General features: G+C 65.4%; 3 protein-coding genes. All 3 read right to left on the bottom strand.

The genetic code is table 11. The features are described 5' to 3' along the window. Nucleotides 1-5: 5 nt before the first annotated feature. The 3 genes from HBO12_RS26420 to HBO12_RS26410 are packed head-to-tail and all read right to left on the bottom strand — an operon-like array spanning nt 6 to nt 21,200. A complete protein-coding gene (locus tag HBO12_RS26420) occupies nt 6-3,176 on the bottom strand; it encodes a non-ribosomal peptide synthetase (protein WP_170043710.1) in 3,171 nt (1,056 codons plus the stop codon). After that, entirely contained in the window at nt 3,173-8,911 is a 5,739-nt protein-coding gene (locus tag HBO12_RS26415) for a non-ribosomal peptide synthetase (RefSeq protein WP_262377087.1), read from the bottom strand. The genes HBO12_RS26420 and HBO12_RS26415 overlap by 4 nt, the downstream gene beginning before the upstream one ends. Further along, nucleotides 8,904-21,200, bottom strand: coding sequence for a non-ribosomal peptide synthase/polyketide synthase (locus HBO12_RS26410; protein WP_170043708.1), 12,297 nt, complete (start codon nt 21,198-21,200; stop codon nt 8,904-8,906). The genes HBO12_RS26415 and HBO12_RS26410 overlap by 8 nt, the downstream gene beginning before the upstream one ends. Between the last annotated feature and the right edge of the window lie 135 nt (nt 21,201-21,335).

The raw sequence follows: 21,335 nt of genomic DNA, 5'->3' as shown, positions 1-21,335 counted from the left end.
CCGTCTCAGCTCTGCACTGCCGCCTGTTGGCGCGCCTTCTCCAGCAACGCGGCCTTCTCCTCTGGGCTCAATGCATCCAGGCGCAAACGTGCCTGGGCCAGTTTCTCCAGTTGGCCAGGGCTGTCTTCCTGGGCGCGCAGGGCCTGGGCCAGCTCGCCGGGGCTTGGGTGGTCGAACACGATGCCGGGATGGACTTCGCAGTGCAGCAGTTTGCGAATCCCCGCCACCAGCTTGATCACCAGCAGCGAATGGCCACCGGCGGCAAAAAAGTCGCGGTCGCGGCCCAGGCGGTCACGACCCAGCAACTGGGCCATGCGGCTGGCCAGCAAGGCTTCGAGGGCGTCCTGGGGTTCGGCGAAGTTGTCGTCTTCATCGATGGGCTCCAGGCGCTGCAAGGCCTGGCGATCGACTTTGCCATTGCCCAGGCGGGGCATGTGCTGCACCACTTGGTACTGACGCGGCACCATCACCGCCGGCAAGTGCTCGGCCATGTGCTGCTTGAGGGTTTGCAGCCAGTGCGCTGGCGCGTCCTGCCTCGGCAGTACAAAGGCTACCGGCTCATCCTGCGCCAGCAGCACCACGGCTTCACTCACTCCTGGGGCACGCAGCAGGTGTTGTTCGATCTCTGCCAGTTCGATACGGAACCCGCGCACCTTCACCTGGTGGTCGCGCCGGCCATACAGGGCGATGCCGCCTTGGGGCAGGTAACGGGCCAGGTCGCCGCTACGGTACAGGCGCTCGCCAGGGACGAACGGACTGCTGATAAACGCGGCATCGGTCTGCACCGGGTCATTCAGGTAGCCTCGGCACAATTGCTGGCCGCCGATATACAGCTCACCCAGTTCACCGCTGGCCACCAGTTGCTGGTCCTCGTTGAGGATGTACAACTGGTTGTTTGGCAGCACCCGAGTCAGGGCAATCGCCATCTGCTGCAAGTCGTCCGGGCTGATCCCATGCACGGCGACGCCGACGGTGGTTTCGGTGGGGCCGTAGTGATTGAACAGGCGGCAATCGGCGCGCAGGTTGAAGATGCGCGCAACCAACCCCTGGCCGATGGCCTCGCCGCCGAGGATCAGGGTCGCCGGTACTGTCGGCTGCGGTGCTTCGAGCAAGGCCGCAAGATGGGACGGGACGATTTTCAGACAGTCGATGCCCTGGGTCTGGATAAACGCTGCAAACGCCTGCGGATCCTGCATCGTGGCTTCATCAGCGATATGCAAGGTGGCGCCGTTGTACAACGCGCCAAACAGGCTGGTATTGCCCAGGTCTGCGGCGACGGTTGAGCCCTGAGCGAAGTGCCGGCAGGCGGCCAGGTCCAGCTCACCGCTGACACCCGCGACATAGTTGAGCAATTGCCGATGCTCAACCACCACGCCCTTGGGTACACCGGTGGTGCCGGAGGTAAACAGCACATAGGCCGCGTCCTGGCCTTGCAGGTTCGCGCTCGGCCCTTCCGGCAACGGCTGCTGCACCGGTTGATCGAGATCCAGCACCGCACAGCCCAATCCATCCGGCGCCGCGCCCTGGGTGACCAGCAGTTGCGCGCCGGCCTGCGCCACCAGTTGGGCCTGGCGGGCCGCGGGCCAGCTGGGGTCCAGCGGCAGGTAGGCGGCCCCTGTGCGCCAGGTGGCAAGAATGGTCAGCACCTGGGCCACGCCGCGCGGCAACGCCAGGGCGACGATACCGCCCGCAGTAACGCCGTGCTGGCGCAGACGGCCGGCCAGTTGGCGCACACCGGCGTCCAGCCCGGCATAGCTCAACGATTGCCCACCCGCCACCAACGCCAGCGCATCCGGGGTGATTTCGGCCCAATTGAGAATATGCTCGGGCAACAGCACCCGCTCTTCCAGCACTTGGGTCGCAGGATTGAATGCCAGCAAGCGTTGGCGCTCCGCTTCCCCCAACAGGCTCAAGGTAGCGATGGCCGCGTCCGGCTGCTCCAGCACACTGGCCAGCAGCACTTGATACTGCGCCAGCAGCGTGTGCATCGATGCCTGGCTGTACACGGCGGCGGCATAGTCCAGCGACAGCCCGGTAACCGCGCCGCCCTCCTCCACATCGACATTCAGCGCCAGTTCAAACAGCGGCCGCAGATCAGCACTGTAGGCGCCACTCCAAGTGCATGCCCCCACTGCGCGCGCTGCCGGCTGGCGGCGCACGCCAAAGCCATGGGTCAGCGGCAGGCCAGCGTCGAGCGGCGCATATTCCTGCCAGGTGCCATGGCTGTCCAGCACCCCCGCCAACTGCGCCAGGACGCTGCTGAACGAGGCCGTCGGCGCCAGGTCGAGGTGCAGCGCCAGGGTTCTTTGCAACAGGCCCACGGTCGGCGCGAAGAACTCATAGTCCGCGCGCGCGTCATGCCGCAGGCCTGCGACAAACCCTTCGCGCCCGCTGATCCGCGCCAGCAGCACCCACCAGGCGGCTTGCAAGAGCGTGGTCACCTGGGTGCCGTGCTGGGTCGCCAACTGGCCCAGGCGCGCCAACACGCGCGGGTCAAGGTCGGTACTCAGGGACTGCCCAACGGCCTTGCCCTGCACGGTATTGGCGTAGCGGCCCGGCAAGTCCGGCGCCAGCGCGCCAGCGCCCGCCAGGTAGGTTTGCCAATAGGCCTTGGCGGTATCCGCGTCTTCGTCAAGCACCACTTCTGCGTGCCATTCCAGGTACTGGGCAAACTGCCCCAGTTCCTCGTCCACGCTGCAACTGCCCTGCTCATAGGCTGTGCACAGGTCTTGATAGAGAATTTCCAGGCTGGCCTGGTCGCCGATAAAACCCGCCAGGCCCAGGGTCAGTTGCCAGTGCTGCGTGTCGATACGCTGCAACAGGCCCTCAAAAAACACTCCGGACGCCAAGCTCACCGGGCGCTGACACCACAGCGCCAGGACCTGCGCGGTGTTACTGGACTCATCCACCGCCAGTGCCCCATTCGCCGCCCCGGCATCAAAGAACTGCCGCAGGCCACGGTAACCGGGCGCGGTCGCCAAACGCGCCGCGAGCGCTGTGTGACGCTGGCGCAATCCACTAAACGCCGCTTGCAGCCGTGGCACATCGAGCGCGCCGCTGATCTGGATAGACAGCAGGTGCGCAATGTCGCCCCAGCTCGCGCCGCCCTGGGCGTCCAGCACCCGCTGCTGCTGTTCGGCGAGCAGCGCCAGGCCTGCATCGTTAAGCGTACTCATGCGTCAGTCCCTTCAGTTTGCATACGTGTGGAGGGCACTACCGTTTCCAGGTCGCGCCGTTCGATCATTTCGCCCATGGCCACGACGATTTTGCGTGGGCCTTCAAAGGGGTCGCGGGCGTGGGCGGCGAGCATGTTGTCCAGCAGGATCACATCGCCCTTGCGCCAGTCAAAGCGCACCGCACAGGCCTCGTAGAGTTCGCCCAGTTGCTGCATCACCGCGTCTTCAATCGGGCTGCCGTCGCCGTAGTACACGTGGCGCGGCATCCGCTCGGGGCCGAACAGGCCCAGCAAGTCGTCGCGCACATCGGGGTCCAGGCAGTAGATATGGTGCAGTTGCACCTGGTTGAAGAAGGTTTTCTCGCCGGTGCCCGGGTGGGTGATGATCGCCGGGCACGGGGTGCGGATCTGCAGTTCGTCGTTGTCCAGCCAGGTCCACTGGATGCCAGCCAGCGCGCAACGCTGCTCGACCTGGGCGCGGTCTTCGGTCTTGAAAAAATGCTGCCAGGACACGTCGAGCTTGTCGGCGAAGGTGCGCACATACAGCAGGCCCTTGCTTTCGAAGGTATCGCGCAACGCTTGCGGCAAACGCAGGTACATCTGCCGGCAATCGACCACCGGCGTGGCCCCGCCCACGGGCGACGGTTGCTCACAGAAAAACAGCTGCTTGCGCGGCCAACGATCCTGGTGCGAGCTCTCGTTATGGAACAGGATCATTTTCTTTTCCGGGTAAGGCGTGGAGCGATAGGTGTTTTTGCCGCCCTCTTTCTTCGGCAAGTCGCCGTACTGGCCATACAGGCCCGGCTGGACGGCTTCGGCAAAGGCCTCGAAGTCGTGGATGTCACGCATGGCGAAGCCACGGAACAGGATCCCCGCATGCCGCGCGAGCTTCTCTTCGACCAGGGCGCGATTGGCCTGGACCCAGGTCACCAGGTCGAGCCCCGGGTCGTTGGGTTCCATCAGCAACGGGAACACCTGGTCGGCGTTCAACAGCGATTCACGCATCGCCGGCAGCGGGGCCCTGGCCACCGGGCTCGACGGTTTCTTGAGGAACTTGCCCAGCTTGTCGGCCTTCGGGCTGGCAGGTGCGGCAGGAGCAACAGCGGTATTCGACGGCATGATGATGTCCCCTAATCGGATGTCTGGATCCATGACAATCTGTTGAAGAATTCCCATCCAGGCGCTCACAAGTTCGGTGATGCGCTCTTGTTTGAATAAGTCATTGGCGTACTGCCAGGTGCCCTGCCACTGGCCGTGGTCTTCGTCGATAAACAGCGCCATATCGAACTTGGAATAACCGCCCAGGCTGGGCACCATTTCCACCGCAATGTCCGCCAGGCCCGCGCTGTGCACCGGCAGGTTGTTCATCACGAACAGCACTTGCACCAAGGGGTTGAAACCCTTGTGACGCGGCACGTTGCTGGCTTCGGCGATCATGTCCAGGGGCAGGTCCTGGTGTTCGAAGGCACTCAGGGAGGTTTCCCGGGCCGCGGCGAGGAAATCGCTGAAGCGCGCCCGGGCGTCGAAGCGCGAGCGCAGGGGCAGGATGTTGACGAAGAAACCAATCAGGCCTTCCAGCTCGGCATGCTGACGCCCCGCCACATCGGCGCCCACCAGCACGTCGTCGCTGGCGCCCAGGCGATGCAGCAACACCTGGAATGCGGCCAACAACGTGGTGTAAGGCGTGACACCCTGGCGTGCGGACAGGCTTTTCAGTGCCTCGCCCAACGCCGGCGGCACGCTGAATGACTCGCTGGAGCCCTCGAAGGACGGCATCGGCGGCCGCGCAAAGTCTGTCGGTAGCAGCAGGTGCCCAGGGTGACCGGCCAGGGCGTCCTTCCAGTAGCCGGCCTGTTGTTGCAACACCCCGGCCTGTTCCAACTCCAACTGCCATTGGGCGTAGTCACTGTATTGCACCGGCAGCGGCGGCAGATCGATGCCATGCCCCTGCTTGAGCGCGGCGTAGTGCTGCACCAGTTCCCCCACCAGCACCGCCATCGACCAGCCATCGGAGATGATGTGGTGCATCGAATACAGCAGCACATGTTCATGGGCGCCCAGGCGCAGGATCTGCCCACGGAACAACGGCGCCTGCGCCAGGTTGATCGGGCGCCGGGTATTGTCCAGTGTGGCCTGGGCGACCTGGGCTTCCTGTTCGATACGGTCCAGGTGCGACAGGTCGACCACGGCGAAGTCCACATTCACTTCAGGCGCGATCACCGCCAGTGGATCGCCGTCATCGTCGGCGACATAGGCGGTACGCAGCACCTCATGGCGTTGCACCACACACTTGAGGCTTTCGATCAACAACGCCAGCGAGACTTCGCCACGCAAGCGCAACGCCAAGGGCATGCCATACGCGCCGTTGCCGGCCGAGAACTGCTCGGCCACCCACAAGCGACGCTGGGCCAGGGACAACGGCGCAGTGCTGCGCGGGCCATGGGCGTGCAAGGCGATTTGCGCCGGCTGCACAACCGAGCGGCTTGCCAGCAATGCGGCAAAATCTTCCAGCACCGGAGCGTTGAACAGGTCACGCAAGCCTGGGTTGCTGGCCAGGGTTTGCTTGAGTCGCGCGATCACCTGGGTGGCCAGCAGCGAGTGCCCGCCGAGCTCGAAGAAGTTGTCGCTCACCCCCACTTGCGCCAGGCCCAGCACCTGCTGCCAGACCTCGGCGATCTGCTGCTCCAGGGCGTTGCGCGGCGCGATGTAGTGTTGCTGCAAGGCGCTGGCATCCGGTGCGGGCAACACCTTGCGGTCGAGTTTGCCGTTGGGAGTCAGCGGCAGGCTGTCGAGGAAGACCCAATGGCTGGGCACCATGTACTCCGGCAGGTCGCCCTTGAGCTGACGCTTGCACGCCTCACGCAGCGCCTGCTCATCGCTCACCGCTTGCACGGCAACCACGTACGCCACCAACTGCGGATGGCCAGCGACGTCCCGCACCACCACGGCGGCTTCGCGCACTGGCGGTTGCTCCAACAGCCGCGCCTCGATTTCCCCCAGTTCGATCCGCAACCCACGGATTTTCACCTGATGGTCCACGCGGCCGATGTACTCGATCACCCCGTCCGCGCGGTAGCGCGCCAGGTCGCCGGTGCGATACAGGCGCGCGCCGGGCGCACCAAATGGGTCAGGCAAGAAGCGTTCGGCGGTGAGTGCCGGGCGCTGGAAATAACCTCGCGCCAGGCCGTCGCCGCCAATCAACAATTCGCCGGCGACCCCGACCGGCACTGGCGCCAGGTTATCGTCGAGGATATACAGGCTGGTATTGGCAATCGGCCCGCCGAGCCACGGCTTTGGCTGGGTTGGCGTGAGTGGGTACTGCGCCGACCAGATGGTGGTTTCGGTCGGCCCATAAAGGTTCCACACCTGGGGCGAGAGCGCCAAAAGGCGGGTCGCCAGTTCCAGGGGCAGCGCCTCACCGCCGCACAATAGTTTGCAGCCCTTGAGGGCGTCGGCCTGGGGGTGATCGAGCAGCATGCGCCACGTGGAAGGCGTGGCCTGCAACACGCTGATGCGCTGCTGCTTGACCAGGGCCAGCAAGGCTTGCGGGTCGAGGTTGATGTCCTGCCCGGTCAGCACCAGGGTCGCGCCGACCAGCAGCGGCCCGTAGATTTCCAGGCCGAAAATATCGAATGAAAAGGTGGTCAGCGACAGCAACCGGTCATTGGCATCCAGGCCCGGCTGGCGGGCCATGCTGCACACAAAGTTGGTCAGCGCACCATGGCGCACCATCACGCCTTTGGGCTTGCCGGTGGAGCCGGAGGTGTAGATCACGTAGGCCAGGTGTTCGGCGGTGCTGCGCGGCAGTGGGTTTTCGCAGCTGTAGCCATCGAGCCACGCACCCGGCTGGTCCAGGACCAGCGCACTGACCCCGGCCGGGATCGGCAAGCGCGCGAGCAACGGTGCCTGGGTCAGCAGCAGGGCCAGGCCGCTGTCTTGCATCATGTAGGCCAGGCGATCCTCGGGATACGCCGGATCCAGCGGGATGTAGGCACCACCAGCCTTGAGAATCGCCAGCAGCCCGACCACCAGGTCGACGCTGCGCTGCACCGCGATGCCCACCAGCACATCCGGGCCCACGCCGGCTTCGATCAAACGATGGGCCAGGCGGTTGGCCTGCTGGTTGAGCTGGGCAAAGGTCAACGACTGTGTATCAAACACCAACGCCACAGCATCCGGAGTACGGGCGGCCTGGGCCTCGATCAACTGGTGGATGGCGCTATGGCGAGGGTAGTCGGCGGTGCTGCTGTTCCAGCTTTGCAGCGCCAGGCGTTGTTCGGCGGCGGTAAGCATCGGTAGTTGGCCAATGCGCTGGCGGGGGTCATCGAGCATACCCTGCAACAAGGCCTGCCAGTGCCGCGCCAGGCGCTCGACAGTCGAGGCGTCAAAGATGTCGGTGGCATAGGTGAGCGCCGCCGACAAGCCATCGGGCCCGTCGAAGGTATTGAGGGTCAGGTCAAACGGCGCACTGCGGTTTTCCGAGTCGACCGGGGTGCACAGCAACCCGCCCAGGGGCTGGCCATCGGCAAACCGGCCAGCTTCCATCTGGTGGTTGAACATGACCTGGAACAAAGGCGTGTGTAGGCTGTTGCGCTCGGGTTGCAGCGCCTCCACCAACTGCTCGAACGGCAGGTCCTGCCAGGTCTGGGCCTCGTGGGCGGCGGCCTTGACGGTCTGCACAAAGTCCGCAAACGGCTGCTGGCTGTCGAGCGTGGCCTGCATCACCTGGGTGTTGACGAAAAAGCCGATGACCCGCTCCGTCTCGGCGCGGTTGCGGTTGGCGGTGGGCACGCCGACGCGGATATCCGACTGGCCGCTGTAACGGTGCAACAGCACCTGGAACGACGCCAACAGCAACATGAACGGGCTCACCCCTTGCTGCTGCGCCAGGCCCTTGAGGCCATCGCTCAGGGCGCGGTCCAACGCCAGCGGCAGCGTCGCACCCTGCTGGTCCGGCGGCCCCAGGCGCGGGCGATCCACCGGCAGCTCAAGCAGGACGTGCTCTGTACCCAGTTTGCCACGCCAGTAATCCAGCTGCCGGCGCCCTTCCCCGGCCTCCAGCCATTGCCGCTGCCAGGCGGCATAGTCGGCGTACTGGATGACCGGCGCCGGCAACGCGCATGGCGTGCCCGTGACCTGGGCGATGTACAGCGCCAGTAGCTCATCGATCATGATCTGCATCGACCAGCCATCGGTGATGATGTGGTGCAACGTCAGCACCAGCACATGCTCATCGTCCGCCAGGCGCAACATTGCGGCACGCAATAACAGATCGTGTTCCAGATCGAACGGCTGGCTGCTCTGCACCTGGACAAACGCCTTGATGACAGACTCGGGGTCGCCCGCCGCAGCGTCCTGTACCGCAAGTTCCAGCGCGTCAATCGGCCGAATGATGCACCGCACCCGCTCATCCTCCTGCACAAACCCGGCGCGCAGCCCTTCATGACGCGCCAGCACCTGCGACAAGCTGCATTGCAGCGCCTCGACATCCAGCTCGCCCTTCAAACGCAGGGCCGCGCAGATGTTGTAGGCACTGCCCAGGGGGTCGAACTGCCAGAGGAACCATTGCCGCTGCTGGGCATACGACAGGGCCTGGGGCCCGGTCTCGCTGGCCGGCACAATCGGGAAACGCGCGACATTGACCCCCTGTTGTTCCAGCTTGCTGAACAGTTGCGCGCGCTTGGGGGCGCTCAAGTCCTTGATGCGCGCCACCAGTTCCGCAGTTTTGTTAAGCATTGCTTTCCTCCAGGTTTTCCTGCTCCAGCTCATCGAGGGCATCGAAGATCAGGTCAAAGTCATCGGCCAGGCCATCGCCCTGGGCCGCGTCGGCCAGGGTTTTGGCCAACGCCCCAAGGCTGTCCTGGGCATAAAAGTCCTTCACCGCCACGTCCACCCCAAGCACCGCGCGCACGCGAGACAGCATCACCACCACCTGCAGGGAGTGCCCGCCCAGGTCGAAGAAGTTGTCGCCAAGCCCGATACGCTCGACCTTGAGCACTTGCTGCCAGATTTCGGCCAGTTGCTGCTCGAGCGGCGAGGCCGGTGCCACATAGGCCCGTTGCATCTGGCTGACGTCCGGCGCCGGCAGGGCCTTGCGGTCCAGCTTGCCGTTGGGGGTCAGGGGCATCTGCGTGACAAACACCAGGTGCGCCGGGACCATGTAGTCGGCCAGGTGCTGCTTGAGGCCGGCCTTGATCGACTCGCGCAACGCCGCGTGCCGTTCGGGGCTATCGCTAGGTTCGGCGAGTACCACATAGCCCACCAGTTGTGGCCCGCTGGGTCCGTCCAGGGCCAGCACCGCCGCTTCCCGCACAGCGTCCTGGGACTGGATGCGCGCCTCGATTTCCCCCAGTTCGATGCGAAAGCCACGGATTTTCACCTGGTGGTCCAGGCGCCCGAGGTATTCGATCACCCCTTCGGCGCGGTAGCGCGCCAGGTCGCCGGTGCGGTACAGGCGCTGGCCGGGCGCACCGAATGGGTCGGGCAAGAAGCGCTCGGCAGTCAGGCCTGGACGCAGGAAGTAGCCACGCGCCAGGCCATCGCCGCCGATCAACAACTCGCCGGGCACGCCGACCGGGGCCAACGCACCGTCCTGGCTGAGGATGTACAACGCGGTGTTATCGATTGGCCGCCCCAACCATGGCTGGCCGTCGAGGCGGTGGGCAGCCGACCAGATGGTGGTCTCGGTCGGGCCATAGAGGTTCCACACCGCGCCGCCGAGGGCGAGCATGCGTGCCGCCAGTTCGTCGGCCAGGGCTTCGCCACCGCAGAGCAAGGTACAACCCTGCAACGCCGCCACCTGCGGGCTGTCGAGCAACATGCGCCAGGTCGAGGGGGTGGCTTGCAGGGTGTTGACGCGCTGGCTCGCGACGGTGCTGAGGATCGCGTCCGGGTCGAGGGTGGTGTCTTTGTCCACCAGCACCGCACAGGCGCCGACAGTCAGCGGCAGGTAGATCTCCAGGCCGAAGATATCGAACGAGAACGTGGTCAGCGAGAGGATCCGTTCACCCGCCGCAAGCCCCGGCTCGCGGGCCATGCTCGCAATGAAATTGCCGAGGGCGCCATGGGGCACCATCACGCCTTTGGGCTTGCCGGTGGAACCGGAGGTGTAGATCGCATAGGCCAGGTTGTCCGGCCCGGCCGACGCCGGTGGGTTGTGGCTCGGGTAACCGGCGAACCAGCCCGCCTCACCCTCCAGCACCAGCGCCTGCACGCCGCCCGGAATCGGTAGCGAACCAAGCAGCGGCGCCTGGGTAATCAATAACCTCAGGCCGCTGTCTTGCATCATGTACGCCAGGCGATCGGCCGGGTAAGCCGGGTCCAGCGGCACGTAGGCGCCACCGGCCTTGAGGATCGCCAGCAGGCTGATGATCATCGGCAAGCCGCGCTCCACCGCAATCCCCACCAGACGATCCGGCCCGACACCTTCGGCCAGCAACCGATGCGCCAGTTGGTTGGCCTGCTGATTAAGCTCGGCATAGGTCAGCGACTGTTGGCCAAACACCAGCGCGACGGCCTCGGGGGCCCGCTTGGCCTGGGCTTCGAACAATTGATGAATGCACTGCTCGCGCGGGTAATCGACCGCCGGTGGATTCCATTGCGCAACCACCTGTCGTTGACGGGCCGCACCTTGCATCGACAAGTCACCCAGCGCCAGTTCGGGCTGATCGAGCATGCCCAACAGCAGGCGGCTGAAATGCTCGCTGAGTTCATCGATGGTGCCCACGCTGAAATGGGCGTGGATGAAGCGCACATGCACGGTCAGGGTTTCCCCCAGGCTGACCAGCAGGCTCAACGGATAGTTGGTCTGCTCGACACTGCGCACCTCACCGAACACCAGCCCCTGGGGTGCGCCACGCTTGAGGGTTGCGGCCACCGGGTAGTTTTCAAATACCAGCAGGCTGTCGAACAGCGCGTCACCACTGTGCCCGGCCCAGCGTTGGATATCGAACAACGGCGTGTGCTCATGCTCGCGCAGGGCCAGGTTTTGCTCCTGTACGGCGTGCAGCCATTGGCTGACCGTTTGCTCGGCACGCGGGCTGGCAATCACCGGCAAAGTGTTGATGAACAGGCCAACCTGCTGCTCGATACCCGCCAGGTCAGCCGGGCGACCGGCGACCGTGGCGCCAAAGGCTACGCTGTCCTGCCCGGTGTAACGCTGCAACAGCAACAGCCATGCGGCCTGCACCAGGGTGTTGGGGGTGACTTTCTGCTGGCGGGCAAACTCGCCCAGGCGGCGGGTTTGCGCCACATCCAGTGTCAGGTAATGATCGCCAAGACCACCGGCCAGCGCCTGCGCCGGGTCGCTGACCGCCTGGGCCAGCAGAGTCGGCTCTTCCAGTGCCGCCAGGTTGGCGCGCCAGAACTGTTGGCCAGCCTGCTGATCCTGGCGTTGCAGCCAGGCGATGTAATCGCGATAGCGCCCCACCGACGGCGTCGGCACCTGGCCGTCATAGCGTTGCAGCACCTCGCCCAACAGCTGGGAGTTGCTCCAGCCATCCATCAGGATGTGGTGGTGGGTGTACAACAATTCGCAACGACGCGCGTCCAGGCGCACCAGCACCAGGCGCAACAACCCGGGCTGGTTCAGGTCAAAACCCTGGGCCAGCTCGGCGGCGGCCAGCGCTTGCAGCGCCTGTGGCTGGTCGCTGCGTTCACGCCAGTCGAGCACGCTGAACGGTACTTCAAGCTGCTTGTGCACCACCTGCACCGGTTGCGGCAAACCACCCTGCCAGGCAAAGGCGGTGCGCAGGATAGGATGAGCATCGACCACCGCCTGCCACGCCGCCCGGAAGCGTTCGGGCTCGAGGCCGTCGATGCTGACCTGCATCTGGTTGACATACTCGCCGCCGCCTTGCTCCAGCAGACTATGGAACAACATGCCCTGCTGCATGGCCGACAGCGGATAAATATCCTCGATGGCTTCGCAGGCGCCGGCCAGGGTATCCACTTGCACCTGGGTCAACGCCGCCAGCGGGAAGTCCGACGGGGTCACGCCGTGATGGCCGGCGCTCGTGCAGTGTTCAATCAGCGCCTTGAGCTCCAAGGCCAGGGCGTCGGCCAGTGCCTGGATGGTGGCGGCGTCGAACATCTGCTGGCTGAAGGTCCAGCCCAGGCACAACTCGCCGTCGAACACCTGCCCGTTAAGGGTCAGCCAGTTGCCCAGCGGCGCGTCCGGGTGCTGCTCAAGCCCGGCACGTTCGCCACTGGGTACAAACAGTGCGCTGTGCTCGCCTTCAAGGCTACTGTCGAACTGGCCCAGGTAGTTGAAGGTGATACGCGGCACCGGCAGTGCCGCCAGGGTGTGCCGCACCGATGCGTCGCCCAGGTAACGCAAGGCGCCAAAACCCACGCCCCGATTGGGGATGGCGCGCAGTTGCTCCTTGACCTGCTTGATCGAATCGTCCAGCGCCTCGGCGGGTACCAGGCGTACCGGGAACAGGCTGGTGAACCAACCCACGGTGCGGGTCAGGTCCAGGTGGTCGAACAGCTCTTCACGGCCATGGCCTTCGAGCTGGATCAACACTTCACGGCGCCCGGTCCAGCGCGTGATGACCCGCGCCAATGCCGTCAGCAGCAGGTCATTGACCTGGGTGCGATAGGCCGCTGGTGCGTCCTGCAACAGGCGCCGGGTCAGGTCGGCGTCCAGGCGCGTATCCAGCGTAATGCCGTCGCGGCTGCGCAGGCTGGCGTCCACCCTGGCGCCCGGCAGGTGGTTGTCGGTGCCGTGCAGTGCTTGCCAGAACGCAACCTCGGTGGGTAGCGCGGGACCGCGGGCAAGACCTTGCAGTTGCTCGGCCCAGGTTTTGAACGCGGTGGTCTTGGCCGGCAAGCTCACGGTGGGCTGGCGGTAAGCGTCCTGCAGGTCTTGCAGGAGGACGCGCCAGGACACGCCGTCGACCACCAGGTGATGGATGATCACCAGCAGGCGCTGGCTGCCATCAGCCTTGTCGAACAACACCGCGCGCAGCAGCGGACCTTGTTGCAGGTCCAGGCTGGCCTGGGCCTGGTCGGCCAGCGCCTGAAGCTCGGCGTCGTGATTGACCCGGTGCTGCCAGAGCAGCTCCTGGGTTGACGCCGCGCCGTGGCTGGCGAGCCACTGCGCGCCGTCGTGCTGGAAGTTCAGGCGCAGCGCATCGTGATGGGCGACCAGCACCTGCAAGGCCTGGGCAAGTCGCGCCCCGTCCAGGGGCTGGCGGGGCGTCAACAGTACGGACTGGTTCCAGTGTTGGCGCTGGGGAATATCCTCGTCAAAAAACACCTGCTGCACCGCCAGCAACGGCATGCCACCGACCACCGGGCCCTGGTCGATGCTCGGCAGGCCATCGCCACTGCGGGTGACACTGGCCAGGCCTTGAATGGTCTGCTGCTCGAACAACGCCTTGGCAGTGAAGTGCAGCCCCGCCTGACGGGCTCGGCTGACCACCTGCATCGACAGGATCGAATCACCGCCCAGCTCGAAGAAGTTATCGCCAAGCCCCACCCGCGGCAGGTTCAACACTGCTTGCCAGATAGCCGCCAGTTGCTGCTGCACGGCGGTGACCGGCGCCACATAGTCCTGCTGCAACAGGCTGGCGTCCGGCTTGGGCAGGGCCTTGCGGTCGAGCTTGCCGTTGGGGGTCAGCGGCAAGTGGTCGAGCAGCATCCAGTAGGTCGGCACCATGTAGTCCGGCATGTTCGCCTTGAGACTGGCCTTGAGGCGCTCGCGCAACCCAGGCTCGGCCTGCGCCGGCACGATATAGGCCACCAGTTGCTGCGCGCTCGCGCCCTGATGGGCCAGGACTACCGCGTCACGTACACCGGGCTGTTGCAACAGGCGCGATTCGATTTCGCCGAGTTCGATACGGAAACCACGGATCTTCACCTGGTGGTCGATCCGCCCACAGTAATGCACCACCGCCGCCGCGTCGCGTCGCGCCAGGTCGCCACTGCGGTACACGCGGCTGCCGGCCACGGCAGCGAATGGGTCGGGAATGAAACGCTCGGCAGTCAGTGCCGCACGCTGGTGATAACCCTGGGCCAAGCCCTCGCAAGCGGCGATGCACAACTCACCGACCACGTCATCGGGCAGTGGGTTGGCGTCGCGATCGAGCACATACAGCGCCCGACCCGGCAAGGCACGGCCAATCGGCACACCATTGGCCGCGTCGGCATCCATCAGTTGGCACAGGTGGGTGCTGGACACCACCGTGGCTTCGGTCGGGCCATAGGTGTTGAGCAAGCGCACGCCGCCTAGGCCTGCGGCGTGCCAGAGCTTGAGCCCTTCCACCGACATCGCCTCGCCCCCCACATGCACCTGGCGCAGTTGCCCGCGACTGCGCTGCGGGTCGGCGGCCCAGTCCTGGGCCAGCAGGAACCAGTACGCCGCCGGCAAGTCGGCCAGGGTCACGCCGTGCTCGATGATCTGCTCGTACAGGGTCACGGTGTCCCAGGTGTCGTCACCGCGCAGCACCAGGCAGGCACCTTCGCACAGCGGCGGGAAGCATTGTTCGACAAACCCGTCGAAGCTGAATGTGGCGAATTGCAGCACCCGCTCCTGAGGGGTGAGTTGCGAGTACTCGGCGGCTATCGTGCAGAACTCGCGCAGCGCGCCATGGGCGATGGACACCCCCTTGGGCTGCCCGGTGGAGCCGGAGGTGTAGATCACGTAGGCCAGGTGCTCGGCCAGCGCCAGGTTGGCGAGGTTGGTGCACGGATAGTCGCGCTCCGATCCGTCGAGCAGCAGGCACGGCACGCGTGCATCGGCCAGGGCGTCGTCGAGCACGCCGGGCTGGCGCAGCAGCAGATCCATGGCGCTGTCATCAATCATGTAGGCCAGGCGCTGGGCCGGGTAATCAGGGTCCAACGGCACATAGGCGGCGCCGGCCTTGAGGATCGCCAGCAGGCTGGCAATCATCGCCCCACCGCGACGCACCGCCAGCCCGACGCGCTGGCCGGGCACTACACCCTGCTCGCGCAAGCGATGGGCCAGGCGGTTGGCGCGCTGATTGAGCTCGGCATAGGTCCAGCGCTCGTCACCGCTGATCAAGGCCAGGGCATCCGGGGTCGCCGCAGCGCGGCGCTCGATACGCTGGTGCGCCAGCAACGGGTCGACGGCCGGCTGCACCGCCGCCCGCTCCAGGGCCGGAGCGCGCAGGCTCAGGTTGCCCAGTGCCTGGCCGTGCGCCTCGACAAACTGCTCAAGCAGTTGCAACAGGCTCGCGCCGATAGTGTGTATTTGCTGCGGGCTGAAGGCGGCCCGGGCGTAGCTGAAGTCCAGGCTCAGGGTTTCACCCAACTCGATGCCCAGGGTCAGCGGATAGCTGGTCTGCTCGTGGTTGTGCAGCCCGCTGAAGCTCAAGCCGGCCGGTGCGCCGGCTTGCAGCGCCTGGGACACCGGGTAGTTTTCGAACACCAGCAAGGTGTCGAACAGTGCACTGCCCGGCTGCCCGGCCCAGCGCTGGATGTCGTACAGCGGTGTGTGCTCGTGCTCGCGCAGGACCACACTGTGCGCCTGCACCTGTTGCAACCAACTGGCGACGCTCTGGGTGGCCTCCGGGCTGCAAATAATCGGCAACGTATTGATAAACAGCCCGACCTGCTGCTCGATCCCCGGCAAATGGGCCGGACGCCCGGCCACCGTGGCGCCAAAGGCCACGCTCGGCTGGCCGCAATACCGTTGCAGCAAAATCGCCCATGCCGCTTGCAGCAGGGTGTTGAAAGTGACCTTGTGGTGCCGCGCGAACTCCCCCAGCCGCGCGGTGGTGCTGGCGTCCAGCAGCAACTGGTGACTGGCCTGACCGCTGCCCCCGCGCGGCGCCGGCAGAGCGTTGGCCAACAGGGTCGGCGCGGCCAGTGCTTGCAGTTGCGCGCTCCAGAATTGCTCGCTGGCCTGGGGGTCCTGGGCCAGCAGCCAGCCCACATAGTCGGCATAGCGCCCGGTGACCGGCGCCGGCACCTGCCCGGCGTAACGTTGCAGGACTTCGCCCAGCAACTGCGCGTTGCTCCAGCCGTCCATCAGGATGTGATGGCTGGTGTAGATCAGTTCATAGCGCTGAGCCGCCAGTGGCACCAACACCAGGCTCAACAACGGCGCCTGGTGCAGATCGAAACCTTGTTCGCGCTGTTCAAGGGCCAGTTGGTCAAGGTCGTCGGGGGCGACGTCGAGCACCGTCAGCGGCAGTTGCACCGCACGCTGGATCGCTTGCAACGCCTGCGCCTGGCCTTCCCAGACAAACCGCGCACGCAGTACTTCGTGGCGCTCCAGCACCGCTTGCCAGCATTGGCCAAACCGCTCCACGTCCAGGCCATCGATGGTCAGGCGCAGTTGGTTGATATAGGCGCCAGCCCCGGCATCGTAGGCACTGTGGAACAGCATGCCCTGCTGCATGGGCGACAGCGGATAGAGGTCCTCGATCTGCGTCAGGGGCAAGCCCAGGCCTTCCAGTTGTGCCTGGTCGAGGCTGACCAGCGGGAAGTCCGAAGGCGTGGCCCCGCCCTGCTGCGGGTCAAGGCAGTGTGCGATCAGCTCGTGCAAGGTCCGGGCGCAATGATCCACCAGGGCCTGGATGGTCTCGCGACGGTAGACTTCGCCACTGAAACTCCAGTCCAGTTCCAGCTCGCCGGCGTACACCCGCCCTTCCACACTCAGCCAGTTGGCCAGGGGCGCCTCCGGGCTCTGGGCCTGGCCGCCGCCTTCGCTGGCCGGTACGAACAGCGCATCATCGCCAAACTGCTGGTCGAACTGCCCCAGGTAGTTGAAGGTGATCCGTGGCTGGGCCAGCGCCGCCAGCTCTTGAGCCGCAGCACCGTAGCGCAGCACGCCGTAGCCAATGCCTTTGCGGGGCACCTGGCGCAATTGCTCCTTGATCGCCTTGAGGGTCGCGCCCGCCTCGTTGCCAGGGGTCAGGCGCAGCGGGTAGAGGCTGGTGAACCAGCCGAGGGTGCGGGTCAGGTCGATATCATCGAACAGCTCTTCGCGACCATGGCCTTCGAGCTGGATCAGCGCCGAGGGGTGGCCGGTCCATTGGCAGATCGTGCGGGCCAGGGCGGCCAGCAGCAGGTCGTTGACCTGGGTGCGGTAGGCCGCCGGCGCCTGTTGCAGCAGTTGCCGGGTGTGTTCACGGTCCAGGCGCAGGCGGATGTGTTCAGCCACCGCCTGGGTCTGCCGGCCGTGGGGATTATCCCGTGGCAAGTCGCTGGCAGCGCCCTGCAACTGCCCGCGCCAGTACGCTAGCTCGGCCAGCAGCGCCGGGCTGCGGCTGTAGTCGTCCAGGCGCGCGGCCCACTGCTGGTAGGCACTGGTCTTGTGCGGCGTGGTCAGCGGTGCGCCGGCCAGGCCCTGGGCGTAGTCGCGCTGCAAGTCTTCCAGCAGCACACGCCAGGACACCCCATCCACCACCAGGTGATGCAGCACCAACAACAGGCGCTGGCTGCCATTGGCCATGTCCACCAGCAAGGCCCGCATCAACGGGCCGTGTTGCAGGTCCAGGCTGGCCTGGGCCAGATCACACTGCTCGCGCAATGCCTCGACGCTGGCGGCCTGGCGCTGCCATAGCTCCACCGTCGTGGATTGCGCATGCGCTTGCTCCCAGCCCTGCCCACCCTCGACGAAACGCAGGCGCAAGGCATCGTGTTGTACCACCAACGCCTGCAACGCAGCGGTCAGTGCGGCGACCTGTATCGGCTGGCGCGGGGTGAGCAGCAGCGATTGGTTCCAGTGCTGGCGGGCGGGAATGTCCTGGGCAAAGAACCATCGCTGCACCGGGGTCAGCAGCACCGGGCCTTGGGCCGGGCCTTGCTCGATGGCCAGTGTCGACACTTCACGGGCGGCGGCGGCCAGGCTGCGCAGGGTCTGGTGGCGGAACAGGTCGCTGGGCGCCAGTTGCAAGCCGGCCTGGCGGGCGCGGCTGACCACCTGGATCGAGACGATGGAGTCGCCGCCCAGCTCGAAAAAGTTGTCATCCAGGCCAATCTGCGGCTGGCCAAGAATGTCCTGCCAGATCCCGGCCAGCAGCAATTGCCGAGGCTCCTGTGGTGCGCTGAAGACCTGTACCTTGGCCTCGCCGGCCCGTGGCAAGGCCTTGCGGTCCAGCTTGCCGTTGGGGGTCACGGGGAATTGCGCCAAGGCCATGGTTACCGTCGGCAGCATGTATTGCGGCAGGGTTTCGGCCAGGTGCGCGCGCAGGGTCTGCTCAAACGCACCCTGGTCTTCAGGCATCGTCGCCGGTACCACATAGGCCACCAGCAAGCGGCCATCCTGGGCAATCACCAGCGCTTCCTTGACCTGTGGGTGGCTGAGCAGACGGGCCTCGATTTCCCCCAGCTCAATGCGCAGGCCACGGATCTTCACCTGATGGTCGATACGCCCGACGTACTCGATCACCCCATCGGCGCGATAGCGGGTCAGGTCGCCGGTACGGTACAGGCGCTCGCCGGTGGTGGAAAAAGGATTGGGCACGTACTTTTCGGCGGTCAAGGCTGCCTTGCCCAGATAGCCACGGGTGATCCCGGCGCCGGCCAGGTGCAGCTCGGCAGCGGCCCCGGTAGGTACGGGCTGCAGGTCGGCGTCGAGGAGGTAGGCCTGGGTGTTGCTCAACGGTCGGCCAATACTCGGCTGGCCCAAGGCTTCGCGTGGCGTCCAGGTGGAATAGGTGGTGTCTTCGGACGGGCCATACAGGTCATAGACCTGCTTGATCGACGCCTGCTGGTAGAGGCGGTCCACCAGGGATTGCTTGAGCGGCTCGCCGGCCAGGTTAATGATGCGCACGCTCTCGGGGATCTGCCCGGCGCGCTGCAAGGCATTGATCGCCGACGGCACGGTGTTGATCAGGCGCACCTGGTCGCGGGCCGGCAGGTCGGGCAGTTCCAGGGCATTGCGCGCGAGGATCAGCGAGCCGCCGTTGGCCAGGGTGACGAAGATTTCCCACACCGACAGGTCAAAACACACTGAGGTCGAGGCCAGCACGCCCTGGATATCTTCGCGGCTGTACACCTGCTGCGACCAGTGGATCAGCGCCAGTACGTTGCCATGGGCAATCGCCACGCCTTTGGGCTTGCCGGTGGAGCCGGAGGTGTAGATCACGTAGGCCAGATTATTGGGCGCCACGGCGGTGACCGGTGCTGTCAGCGGATAGCCGGCCAGTTGATCCATCAGCAGCACCCGGGCCTGAGTCTGGGGCAAGTCGGCGAGCAACTCGGCCTCGGTCAGCAGCACCTGGGCGCGACTGTCTTCGAGCATGTAGGCCACGCGGTCGGCGGGGTAATCCGGGTCCAGCGGCACATAGGCGCCGCCGGCCTTGAGCACCCCGAGCAAGGCGACGATCAACGCGTCGGAACGCTGCATGGCCACGCCGACCCGCACTTCAGGGCCCACGCCCAGCTCGATCAGCTGGTGCGCCAGTTGATTGGCCTGGCCGTCCAGCTGGCGATAGCTCAGGGTCTTGGCGCCGCAGGTCAGGGCCAGGGCATCCGGTTGACGCTCGACCTGCTCGGCGATCAGTCGATGGATGCTGCGCTCTTGCGGGTACTCAGAAGCTGTGGCGTTCCAGTCATGGATCTGCTGCTGGTAGTGCGCAGCGTCGAGCATCGGCAGTTCGGCCACGCGCTGCTGCACGTTGTCGACCATGCCAGCGAGCAAGTTGCTCCAGTGGCGGGCCATGCGTTCGATGGTGGCGGGCGTGAACAGGTCGGTGGCGAAGGTCAGTGCGGCCCGCAGGGTGCCGCCCTGCTCCCAGGTGTCGAGGCTCAGGTCGAATTGGGTGGTGCGGCTTTGCCACTCCACCAGGCTCAAGGACAGGCCGGATTCCAGCACCAGCGCCTCAAGATCAGCCACCTGCGGCTGATGGTTGTACAGCACCTGGAACAGCGGCGTGTGGCTCAGGCTGCGCTCCGGCTTGAGGGCTTCGACCAGGCGTTCGAACGGCAGGTCCTGATGGGCCTGGGCGCCGCTGACCACGTCCTTGAGCACTTGCAATAAGTCACTGGCCCGCGCCTGCCCATCGACGTGCGCAGCCATCACTTGAGTATTGACGAACAGGCCGATCAAACCCTCGGTTTCACCGCGATGCCGGTTGGCAATCGGCACGCCCACCCGCAGGTCGGTCTGGCCGGTGTAGCGAAACAGCAGGATCTTGAATGCAGCCAGCAGCACGGTGAACAACGACACATTCTGCTGGCGCGCCAGCAAGCGCGCGCCCTCGGCCAGCGGCGCCGGCACCGCGAACTCATAGCGTTGGCCCTGATGACTGGCCACGGCTGGGCGCGCAAAGTCCAGGGGCAACTCCAGTACCGGGTGCTCATCGCCCAGCTGCTCGCGCCAGTAATCCAGTTGCCGCGCCTGCTCCCCGGCTTCCAGCCAGCGGCGCTGCCACAGGGCATAGTCGCTGTACTGGATCGGCAGGGCCGGCAGTTGCGGCGCCTGGTTGCGCTCAAAGGCGTCATAGCAGCGGATGAACTCGTCGATCAGCACGTTCATCGACCAGCCGTCCGAGACGATGTGATGCAGGGTCAACAGCAACACATGCTCCTGCTCGGCAAGCCTGAGCAATTGCACACGCAGCAGTGGGCCCGTGGCCAGGTCAAAGGGCTGCAGCGATTGTGCGGTAGCGGCGGCCATCACGGCCTGTTCGCGCTCGGCCAGTGGCAAGTTGCCAAGGTCCAATGGCTCAATCGCCAGCGCCGGTTTGCAGGGCACTTGCAACAGGCGCTCATCGGCCTGGCGCTGGAACACCGTGCGCAGGGTTTCATGGCGTGCGACCAGGCTGGCAAACGCCTGCTCGATGGCTGACAGGCTCAAACGGCCCTTGAGGCGCACCGCTCCCGGCAGGTTGTAGGCGGCGCTGGCCGGATCCAGTTGCCAGAGAAACCACATGCGCTGCTGGGCGTAGGACAACGCCTGACGGTCCTCGGACTCGACCTGGGCCGGAATCGGAAAACGCGAAAAATCGATCCCTTCCTTTTGCAGCGCCTGGAGGAACATCTGGCGTTTTTCCAGGGGCAACCCGATAAACCGGCGAGCAAGTTTCAAGGAGTCTTCAGCGTTCATTTCTTGGGATCCGGAGCAATAGGCAGGAAGCACAAAGGCACGTCGTCCCTATAAAACGAATCCAGACAGGAAAAATTAGCGCAGGCGAGTGCAGTCATCGGGCGTTACATCAAACCCGACAGAGGCCCGCGAAGG

Origin of the sequence: Pseudomonas sp. WS 5059, assembly GCF_012985525.1 — a bacterium.
In the GTDB taxonomy this organism is placed as follows: Bacteria; Pseudomonadota; Gammaproteobacteria; order Pseudomonadales; family Pseudomonadaceae; genus Aquipseudomonas.
This window is presented reverse-complemented; position numbering and strand designations above follow the sequence as displayed.